Source organism: Streptomyces sp. NPDC058664, from assembly GCF_042716635.1.
Classification (GTDB): domain Bacteria; phylum Actinomycetota; class Actinomycetes; order Streptomycetales; family Streptomycetaceae; genus Streptomyces.
The window spans coordinates 1-9614 of record NZ_JBHXRW010000114.1; the positions used below are offsets into that span (position 1 = coordinate 1).

The window sequence follows — 9614 nt, forward strand, 5'->3', positions numbered from 1 at the left end:
GGGGGTGGTTTTGTTTACGCGGGGGGGGGGCGTGGTTTTTTATTTGTGGGGGGGGGGGGGGGGGGCCGCGGGGGGGGGGGCCCCCCCCCCCCCCGCCGTGCCGGGGGTGTCGGGGCGTCAGCCCTTGTTGGGGCCTTCGTAGTCCTCGCCGTAGGCGCCCTTGGCGGGGCGGCGGCGGCGCATCGGGGGTTCGACGCCGTCCGCGAGGCGGCGGGCGGTGACGAGGAAGCCGGTGTGGCCGATCATGCGGTGATCGGGGCGGACGGCGAGTCCCTCGACGTGCCAGTTGCGGATCATGGATTCCCAGGGCTGCGGCTCGGCGTAGCAGCCGAACTCGCGGATGGACTCCACGGTGCGGGCGAGCTGGGTGGTGGTGGCCACGTAGCAGCAGAGGATGCCGCCGGGGACGAGGGCCTTGGAGACGGCCTCCAGGCACTCCCAGGGGGCGAGCATGTCCAGGATGACGCGGTCGACCTCGGTGTCGGACAAGTTGTCCTGGAGGTCGCCCACGGTGAGCTGCCACGCGGGGTGGGGGCCGCCGAAGTAGCGCTCGACGTTGCCCTTCGCGATCTCGGCGAAGTCTTCGCGGCGCTCGTAGGAGTGCAGCATGCCGCTGTCGCCGATGGCGCGCAGGAGGAAGCTGCTGAGCGATCCCGAGCCCACCCCGGCTTCCACGACGCGGGCGCCGGGGAAGATGTCGGCGAAGGCCAGGATCTGCCCCGCGTCCTTGGGGTAGACCACGGCGGCGCCGCGGGGCATGGACAGGACGTAGTCGGGGAGCAGGGGGCGCAGCGCGAGGTAGGCGACGTTTCCGGTGGTGCGGACAACGCTGCCCTCGGGGGCGCCGATCAGTTCGTCGTGCGGGAAAGAACCCTTGTGGGTGTGGAAGTTCTTTCCCTCTTCGAGCGTGAACGTGTAGTGACGGCCCTTGGGGTCGGTCAGCTGAACCTGGTCCCCGACCTTGAAGGGCCCGCGTCGGCGGGCGGCACCGGTCGGTTCGGACATGTGACCAGAATACCGGGGTTACGAGGAGGGTCGTGCCATGGCCTTGACGAAGGCGCGTTCCACGTCGGTGGTGGCGAGGACGCCGTAGATCTCGCCGGTGTCCTCGACGACGAGGTATTCGGTGGCGGGGCTGGCGCGGAGGTGGTCGAGGAGGGGCTGGCCCGTGAGTTCGGCGGGGACGCGCATGCCGTCGGCGAGGTCCTGGGCGAGGGTGCTGACGGCGACCCAGGGCCGGCGGTGCTGGGGGACGGCGGCGATGGCGGTCTCGCGGACGATGCCGGTGGGGGCGCCGTGGCCGTCGACGACGACGAGGGCGCGGGCGCCTGCCTGGTTGGCTCGGCGGAGCGCCTCGGAGAGGGGGGTGGTGGGTTCGACGGGGATGGCGCGGCGGGTGAGGCTGCGGGCGGTGAGTTCGGGGAGGTGTTCGCGCAGCCGGGCCATGCGGAGGCTGTTGCCGGCGCCGGTCCAGATGATGGCGGCGAGGATGGCGGCGAGCAGGGCGTCGGTGACGGTGTCGAGGCCGCTGATGTCGTCGGTGGAGTTGCCGAGGAGGCCGGTGCGGGTGAGCAGGGGCAGGCCGATGAGGACGAGGACGGCGAGGGCGCGGCCGACCCAGGCGGCGGCGACGGTGCCGCTCATGGGCTTGCCGGTGATCTTCCAGATGACGGCGCGGAGCATGCGGCCGCCGTCCAGGGGGAGCCCGGGGAGCAGGTTGAAGATCGCGACGATCAGGTTGGAGATCATCAGGCCGGCGAGGAGGACGCCGGGGACGGTGCCGGGCTCGACGGCGTACATCGAGAGGTAGAACACGCCGGCGAGGGCGAGGGAGAGGAGGGGGCCGACGAAGGCGAGGACGAATTCGCGGCCGGGGGTCTCGGTCTCCTTCTCGATCTCGGAGACGCCGCCGAAGAACTGGAGCTGGATGCGGCGCACGGGGAGCTTGAAGCGGAGCGCGGCGATGGTGTGGGCCAGTTCGTGGACGAGCACGGAGGCGTAGAAGGCGATGGCGAAGAAGAGGGAGACGAGGTAGCGGGCGGCGCCGAGTTCGGGGAGGACGCGTTCGATCTGGTCGCCGAAGACCCAGGTGATGAGGGCGGCGACGAGGAACCAGCTGGGGGCGACGTAGACGGGCACGCCGAAGGGACGGCCCATGAGGATTCCGCCGCCGGGCTCCTCGGTCCGCTGCGGCTTGGGCTCGTCCTGGTTCACGGGTTCCTTTCGTCGCGAGGTGTGACCCACGTCGTCGTGTCACGGTTCGATCATGCAGTGCGACGGGGTCCCGGGTCGATGGTATTCCGCTCGTTGTCGGTGGCGGGTCGTAGGGTCTTTGTATGAGTACGAGCGAGCAGGTGCCGGCGGAGCCCCGGGCGCCCATGTCGTTGTCGCCGTCGCGGGCGAACGATTTCATGCAGTGTCCGCTGTTGTACCGGTTCCGGGTGATCGACCGGCTGCCGGAGAAGCCGAGTGCGGCGGCGACGCGGGGCACGCTGGTGCACGCGGTGCTCGAGCGGCTCTTCGACGATCCTGCGGCGGAGCGGACGGCTTCGCGGGCGCGGGCGATGGTTCCGGGGCAGTGGGAGCGGCTGCTCGAGTCGAAGCCGGAGCTGGCCGAGCTGTTCGCGGAGGATCCGGACGGTGAGCGGCTCGCGGGGTGGCTGGGTGAGGCGGAGCAGCTGGTCGAGCGGTGGTTCACACTGGAGGATCCGACGCGTCTGGAGCCGGCGGAGCGTGAGCTGTTCGTGGAGACGGAGCTGGATTCGGGGCTGCGGCTGCGCGGGGTGATCGACCGGATCGATGTGGCTCCCTCGGGTGAGGTGCGGATCGTCGACTACAAGACGGGGAAGGCGCCGAGGCCGGAGTACCGGGACGGCGCGCTGTTCCAGATGACGTTCTACGCGTTGGTGGTGTGGCGGCTGCGGCGGGTGATTCCGCGGCGGCTCCAGCTGGTCTACCTGGGGAGCGGGGAGGTGCTGACGTACGACCCGGTGGAGGCGGATCTGCTGCGGGTGGAGCGGAAGCTGCTCGCGTTGTGGGAGGCGATCCGGCTGGCGACGGAGTCGGGTGACTGGCGGCCGCGGCCGACGAAGCTGTGCGGCTGGTGCGATCACCAGGCGGTGTGTCCGGAGTTCGGGGGGACTCCGCCGGTCTATCCGCTGGAGATCGTCGCCGCGCGCCCGCCGGAGTCGGGCGAATCGGGGCAGGGCAGAATGGATCCGGCCCCGTCGGCACCGTAGTGCCGGCGCACCTCGTGAGCCCGGTCCCGTGAAGGAGCCCTTGTGACGATCCGCGTCCTCTTGGTCGACGATCAGCCGTTGTTGCGCACCGGCTTCCGGATGATTCTGGAGGCGGAGGGGGACATCGCGGTGGTGGGTGAGGCCGGGGACGGTCTCCAGGCGCAGGACCAGGTGCGGGCGTTGCAGCCGGACGTGGTGCTGATGGACATCCGGATGCCGCGGATGGACGGGGTGGAGGCGACCCGGCAGATCACCGGTCCGGGTCGGGACGGGCCGGCGAAGGTGCTGGTCCTCACGACCTTCGACCTCGACGAGTACGTGGTGGAGGCGTTGCGTGCGGGGGCGAGCGGTTTCCTCCTGAAGGACGCCCCGGCGAACGAGCTGGTGCAGGCGATCCGGGTGGTGGCGGCCGGTGAGGCGATGCTGGCGCCCTCGATCACGCGTCGGCTGCTCGACAAGTACTCGGCGCACCTGCCGACGGGCGAGGAGCGGATGCCGGAGACGCTGAGCACCCTGACGGACCGTGAGGTGGAGGTCCTGAAGCTGGTGGCGCGGGGTCTGTCGAACGCGGAGATCGCGGCGGACCTGTTCGTGAGCGAGACGACGGTGAAGACGCACGTGGGTCATGTGCTGACGAAGCTGGGGCTGCGCGACCGGGTGCAGGCGGCGGTGTACGCGTACGAGAGCGGTCTGGTGCGGCCGGGCGCCGGCGGTCAGTAGCGGGGACGGCGGGAGGGGCCCGGAGCGCGGTGCGCGCCGGGCCCCTCCTGTCGTGTGGGGGTGTGGCTGGGGTCAGCCCTTGCGGATCTCCCAGAAGCGGAAGACGGTCGAGGCGTCGAGGGTCCATTCGAGGCCGGTGACGTCGTCGCGGGCGACGGCGTACTGCTTGCCCTGCCAGAGCGGCAGCAGGGGGAGCTGCTCGGCGACGAGGTCCTGGAGCTTCCCGTACTCGTCGGCGGTGGCGGCGCGGTCCGGGACGGCGGCCGTCTTCGGGAGGAGGCTGCCGGTGATGGTGGTGTTCTCGTAGTGGTTGCCGAGGACGTTGCCCTCGCCGAAGAAGGGGGCGGTGAAGTTGTCGGCGTCGGGGTAGTCGGGGACCCAGCCCTTGACGTAGACGCCGTACTTGCCGGCCGCGATGTCCTTCTCGTACTGGTCGTAGGCGACGGACCGGACGTCGGCGTCGAAGAGGCCGCTGTCGTTGAGCTGGCCGGCGATGGCCTTGAGCTCCTGGTCGGTGGCCGGGCCGTAGCGGCTGGGGGTGGACCAGAGGGTGAGCTTCACCTTGTCGGTGATGCCGGCGGCGCGCAGGGCCTTCTTGGCCTTCGCCTTGTCGGGGGCGCCGTAGGTGTCGTAGAAGGCGGTGTTGTGTCCGGCGATGCCCGCCGGGACGATCGAGTAGAGCGGTGTGGCCGTCGACTTGTAGACGCCTTCGACGAGGGCCTCGCGGTCGACGAGGTGGGCGATGGCCTGGCGGACGCCGAGCTTGCCGGCGACCGGGTCCTCCATGTTGAAAACGAGGTGCTGGACCTCGGCGCTGCTGCCCTGGGTGACCACGAGGCCGCGTTCGCCGGTCGTGGAGGAGTTCTCGAGGGCGGCGATGTCGTTGGCGGAGAGGCCTCGGTAGGCGACGTCTATGTCTCCGTCGGCGAGGGCCTTGGAGAGGGCGGAGCGGTCGCCGCGGTAGAGCTTGAGGGTGACGCCGTCGTTCTTGGGCTGTGCGGTGCCCCGGTAGCCGGTGTTGACGGAGAAGGTGGCCTCGGAGTCGCTGAGGGAGTCCAGCTTGTACGGGCCGGAGCCGGTGGCCTTGCCGTCGGTGCGGAGGGCGTCGGCCGGGTATTCGCGGTGGTCGACGATGGAGCCGGCGCCGGAGGCGATCTTGCTCGGGAAGGTGGCGTCGGGGACCTTGAGGCGGAAGACGACGGTCTTCTCGTCGGGGGTCTCGATGGTGTCGATGGTGGAGAGCAGGGGCGCCGGGCCGGCCGGGTCGGCGATCTTGATGGCCCGCTCGAAGGAGTGCTTGACGTCCTCGGAGGTGAGCTTGTTGCCGTTGGAGAAGGTGAGGCCGTCACGCAGGGTGCAGGTGTAGACCTTGCTGCCGGCGGAGAAGCCGCACTCGTCGGCGGCCTCGGGCTCGGGCTCGGAGCCGCCCTTGGGGAAGGCGAGGAGGGACTGGAAGACGTTGTTGAACAGCAGCCAGGAGCCGGGGTCGTAGCCGGCCGCCGGGTCGGGGCTGAGGATCTCGTCGGACATGCCGACGCGTACGCCGTTGCCGGAGCCTCCCGCGCCACCCTGCTCGGTGCCACAGCCGCTGAGGAGGGCGGCGGCCAGGCCCGCGGCGAGGGGGGCCGTCAGCCACTTGTTGTGCGTCTTCACAGAACGTGCCTCGTGATCTCTTCTCAGGGGCCGGCCGCGCGCGGGTGCGCGGCCGGTGTAACCGATCCTGTCGACGGGGTTACGCGGTGCCGCGGCCCAGTTCCCAGAGCAGGAGGTCGGAGGACGTGTTGAGGGCGTTCTCGACTCCGTTGAGGTCGTCGCGGGCGGCGACGTACTGCTTGCCCTGCCAGAGGGGCAGGACGGGTACGTCCCGGGCGACGATCTTCTGGATCTGGTGGAAGACGGGGCCTGCGGCGGTGCGGTCGGCCTGGCGGCGCGAGCGCGGGATGAGCTGGTCGCGGACGACCTTGTTCACGTACGGGGTGTTGAGGAAGTTGTCGCTGTCCAGGAAGGGCGCGATGTAGTTGTCCGGGTCCGGGTAGTCCGGGAACCAGCCGAGGCCGTAGACGGCGTAGTCGCCGCGCTTCTGGGCCGTGCGGAACTCCGACCACTCGGCGCCCTGGACGGTGGCGTCGAAGAGTTCGGTGGCGACGAGCTGCTTCCTGAGCGCCTCGAACTCCTGGGCGGTCTCGGCGCCGTAGTGGTCGGTGGTGTAGTTCAGGGTGATCTTGACCGGGGTCTTGACGCCGGCGTCCTTGAGGAGCTTGGCGGCACGGTCGCGGTCGGGCTCGCCGTACTCGTCGAAGAACGGGGTGGCGTGGCCGGTGATGCTGGAGGGGATGAGCGAGTACAGGGGCTCGGCGGTGGGACCGTAGACCAGGTTGACGAGGGCGCCGCGGTCGACGACGGCGGCCATGGCCTGGCGGACGGCCTTCTCCTGGACGGCGGGGGCCTTGGTGTTGAAGCCGAGGTAGCGGATCTCCAGGCCGGGGACCTCGATGATCTCGATGCCGTCCTTGGGCGTCTCGGTGAGGTTCTTGACCTGCTGCTGGGACAGGGAGCGGGCCATCATGTCGATGTCCTTGCTCTCCAGGGCCCGGCCCATGGCGGCCGCGTCGCCGTAGGGGCGCAGTTCGACCCGGTCGTTGCGGAGGGTGATGTCGCCCTTGTAGGCCGGGTTCTTGGTGAAGACGAAGCGGGTGGCCTTCTCGCCCTCGCGCTCGACCTTCATGGTGTACGGGCCGGAGCCGTCGACGTCGAAGCCGTCGCGGAGCTTGTCGGCGGCGTACTTGTCCTTGCTGAGGATGCCGGCGACGGGGGTGGAGAGCTTGTACGGGAAGGTGGCGTCGGGGGTCTTCAGGTGGAAGACGACCTCATGGGTGCCCTTGGTCTCGACGGTGTCGACGTTCGAGAGGAGGGCGGCCGTGCCGTTGTCCGACTTGATCTTCAGGACGCGGTCGACGGAGTACTTGACGTCCTCGGCGGTGATCGGGGTGCCGTCCGCGAAGGTGAGGCCGGGGCGGAGCTCGCAGCGGTAGCTCTCGCTGGCCTTGTCGGAGAATCCGCAGCTCCGGGCGGCCTCGGGGACGGGCTCGCCGCCGCCGCGGGGCACGTGCATCAGGGTCTGGACGGTCTGCCGCAGGATGTTCCAGGCGCCGGTGTCGTAGGCGAAGGCCGGGTCGAGCGGGGCGGGGGCGTCCGCGGTGGCGATGAACTGGTCCGTGGTGCCGACGACGATGGCTCCGTCCTCCTCCGCTCCGCCGCAGGCGGCGAGCAGGGGGGCGAGCAGTCCGGCCACGGCCGGCAGCACCAGGGTCTTGCGGTTCATCAGGGACGATCTCCTCATCCGGCACTGGGATACAGCGGTCAGTGGAACTCCGCCGCCGGCCGCCCGGTCGGGGCGGGAGCGATCGGGCCGGGTGTTGCGATCGGTCCTGTGTTCACGGCGACTTGGGTGTGCGCCGGTGCACGCGGGTTATGCGGCGAAGTACTCGCGAAAGATTAGTGGGCGGCGCCGCTATTGCCTGACCACGGGGGCGCGTGGGGGTAATCGCACAGTGATCATGAATGCGGGGTCTTCGATAGTCATGCGCCGGATGATGCGGACGGCGGCGAGCGAATCGGGACACATGGGGACGCCGAAACACACTCTTTTCGGGCGGGGGTACGACGAAGGCCACCCACCGTCCGGCACGCTGGGTGACCAAGGTCACGCGGCGGCCTTTTCGGTGAATGGCCTGATCGCTTTCGCGCGGCGAAAGGGCATTCCTTCCGGCTCGACCCGGGGAAAGCTCAGAGAAAGCTCAGATGCCGGTGATCAGCGTACGGAGAAAGGGCACGTCGACCTCTTCGAGGGAACGCACGACGACCCGGCCGGGTGAGGGCGCGATCGGCGCGACGGAGGGCACCGCGACGACCCGGCAGCCCGCCGCCTCCCCGGCCGCCACACCGGTCGCCGTGTCCTCGATGACGGCGCAGAGCGCGGGGTCCGCCCCGACCCCCCGCGCGGCGGTCAGGTACGGCTCGGGGTGCGGCTTGGTCCTGGTGACCTCGTCCCCGGCGACGGTGAGGGCGAAGCGGTCACGGCCGAGCGAGTCGAGGACCCGGTCGATGATCCGCCGGTGCGAGGCGGAGACCAGGGCGGTCGGGATGGAGTGCCGGGCCAGCTCGGCGAGGAGCCGCTCGGCGCCCGGCATGAGCGGCACTCCCCGGCCGATGCGCTGCTCGAACTTCTCGTTGAGGAGGACGGTCAGCTCGGCGAGGGTGATGTCGGCGCCGGTCGACTCGATGAGGTAACCCGCGCTGCGGGTCATCGGGCCGCCGACGACGACGTCCCGCCAGGCCTCGTCCAGCCGGTGCCCGAGGTCGGCGAAGACCTCGACCTCCGCGTCCCACCAGAAGCCCTCCGTGTCGACGAGGGTCCCGTCCATGTCGAGGAAGACAGCCTGCAGGGCGGAGCTTCCGTTGGCGCGGATCAGGGACGCGGGGACCGTACTGGTCATCCGGACACCTCCATGGAGGGACGAGAAGGCCGGTCCTTCCCCCCGTACGGGGAGGAGGACCGGCCTGCACTGGACCGACAAGTGTACGTCCCGATCATCACGGGCGCGTGGATTCATCCCTGTCCGGTCACCTGGCGTTGAAGTACTTCGCCTCCGGGTGATGGATCACGATGGCGTCGGTGGACTGCTCGGGGTGGAGCTGGAACTCCTCCGAGAGGTGGACGCCGATCCGCTCCGGCCCCAGCAGCTCCGCGATCTTCGCGCGGTCCTCCAGGTCGGGGCAGGCGCCGTAGCCGAGGGAGAAGCGCGCACCGCGGTACTTGAGGTCGAACATGTCCTGGACGTTCGCCGGGTCCTCGCCCGCGAAGCCCAGTTCAGCGCGGACGCGGGCGTGCCAGTACTCGGCGAGCGCCTCGGCGAGCTGGACGGAGAGGCCGTGCAGCTCCAGGTAGTCGCGGTAGGAGTCGGAGGCGAAGAGCTCGGCCGTGGCTTCGCCGATCTTCGAGCCGACGGTGACGACCTGGAGGCCGACGACATCGGTCTCGCCGGACTCCTCCGGGCGGAAGAAGTCGGCGAGGCAGAGGCGGCGGCCGCGGCGCTGGCGCGGGAAGGTGAAGCGGGTCCGCTCGTTGCCGGCCTCGTCCAGGATGATCAGGTCGTCGCCCTTGGAGACGCAGGGGAAGTAGCCGTGGACGACGGCCGCCTCCAGGAGGTTGTCGGTGTGGAGCTTGTCCAGCCAGCCGCGCAGCCGGGGCCTGCCCTCGGTCTCGACGAGCTCCTCGTACGTCGGTCCGTCGCCGGCCCGGTTCTGCTTGAGGCCCCACTGGCCCTTGAAGAGGGCGCCCTCGTCGAGCCAGGACGCGTAGTCCTTCAGCGGGATGCCCTTGACGACGCGGGTGCCCCAGAACGGCGGGGTGGGCACCGGGTTGTCGGTGGCGACGTCGGAGCGGCCGCCGGGCTCGGGCTCGGACACCTGGAGGGCCGCGCTGTCCTTCTTCGGGACCCGGCGCTGCTTGAGCTCGGGGAGTACGGCTCCGGGGACACCGCGCTTGACGGAGACGAGGGCGTCCATGAGGCGCAGGCCCTCGAAGGCGTCGCGGGCGTACCGCACCTCGCCCTGGTAGATCTCGTACAGGTCCTGTTCGACGTACGCCCTGGT

At 70.2% G+C, this 9614-nt stretch carries 8 protein-coding genes; 2 read left to right on the plus strand and 6 right to left on the minus strand.

Annotated elements, in window-relative coordinates; genetic code table 11:
* Nucleotides 1–117: 117 nt before the first annotated feature.
* Complete coding sequence (locus tag ACFWUY_RS39575; protein ID WP_056566344.1) at nucleotides 118–1005, minus strand: tRNA (adenine-N1)-methyltransferase; 888 nt, start codon at nucleotides 1003–1005, stop codon at nucleotides 118–120.
* Between the two features lie 18 nt (nucleotides 1006–1023).
* Complete coding sequence (locus ACFWUY_RS39580; RefSeq protein WP_384121520.1) at nucleotides 1024–2157, minus strand: site-2 protease family protein; 1134 nt, start codon at nucleotides 2155–2157, stop codon at nucleotides 1024–1026.
* A 179-nt stretch (nucleotides 2158–2336) separates the two neighbouring features.
* Here ACFWUY_RS39580 and ACFWUY_RS39585 point away from each other — a divergent pair, with 179 nt between their 5' ends.
* Together ACFWUY_RS39585 and ACFWUY_RS39590 are read left to right on the plus strand one after the other, a co-directional pair.
* Nucleotides 2337–3239, plus strand: a complete 903-nt coding sequence (locus ACFWUY_RS39585) for a RecB family exonuclease (protein WP_384121508.1) — start codon at nucleotides 2337–2339, stop codon at nucleotides 3237–3239.
* A gap of 42 nt (nucleotides 3240–3281) precedes the next feature.
* On the plus strand, nucleotides 3282–3959 hold the full coding sequence (locus ACFWUY_RS39590) for a response regulator (protein ID WP_384121510.1): 678 nt from the start codon (nucleotides 3282–3284) through the stop codon (nucleotides 3957–3959).
* A 72-nt stretch (nucleotides 3960–4031) separates the two neighbouring features.
* On the opposite strand, the gene ACFWUY_RS39595 is transcribed toward ACFWUY_RS39590, so the two are convergent.
* From ACFWUY_RS39595 to ACFWUY_RS39610, 4 genes are all read right to left on the minus strand, one after another.
* A complete protein-coding gene (locus tag ACFWUY_RS39595) occupies nucleotides 4032–5612 on the minus strand; it encodes an ABC transporter substrate-binding protein (protein ID WP_384121512.1) in 1581 nt (526 codons plus the stop codon).
* 79 nt (nucleotides 5613–5691) lie between these two features.
* Nucleotides 5692–7281, minus strand: coding sequence for an ABC transporter substrate-binding protein (locus ACFWUY_RS39600; protein WP_384121514.1), 1590 nt, complete (start codon nucleotides 7279–7281; stop codon nucleotides 5692–5694).
* Between the two features lie 475 nt (nucleotides 7282–7756).
* On the minus strand, nucleotides 7757–8455 hold the full coding sequence (locus tag ACFWUY_RS39605; RefSeq protein WP_384121516.1) for an HAD family hydrolase: 699 nt from the start codon (nucleotides 8453–8455) through the stop codon (nucleotides 7757–7759).
* A gap of 127 nt (nucleotides 8456–8582) precedes the next feature.
* Nucleotides 8583–9614, minus strand: a 1032-nt coding sequence (locus ACFWUY_RS39610) for a vitamin B12 dependent-methionine synthase activation domain-containing protein (protein ID WP_384121518.1), incomplete at its 5' end; no start/stop codon positions are given.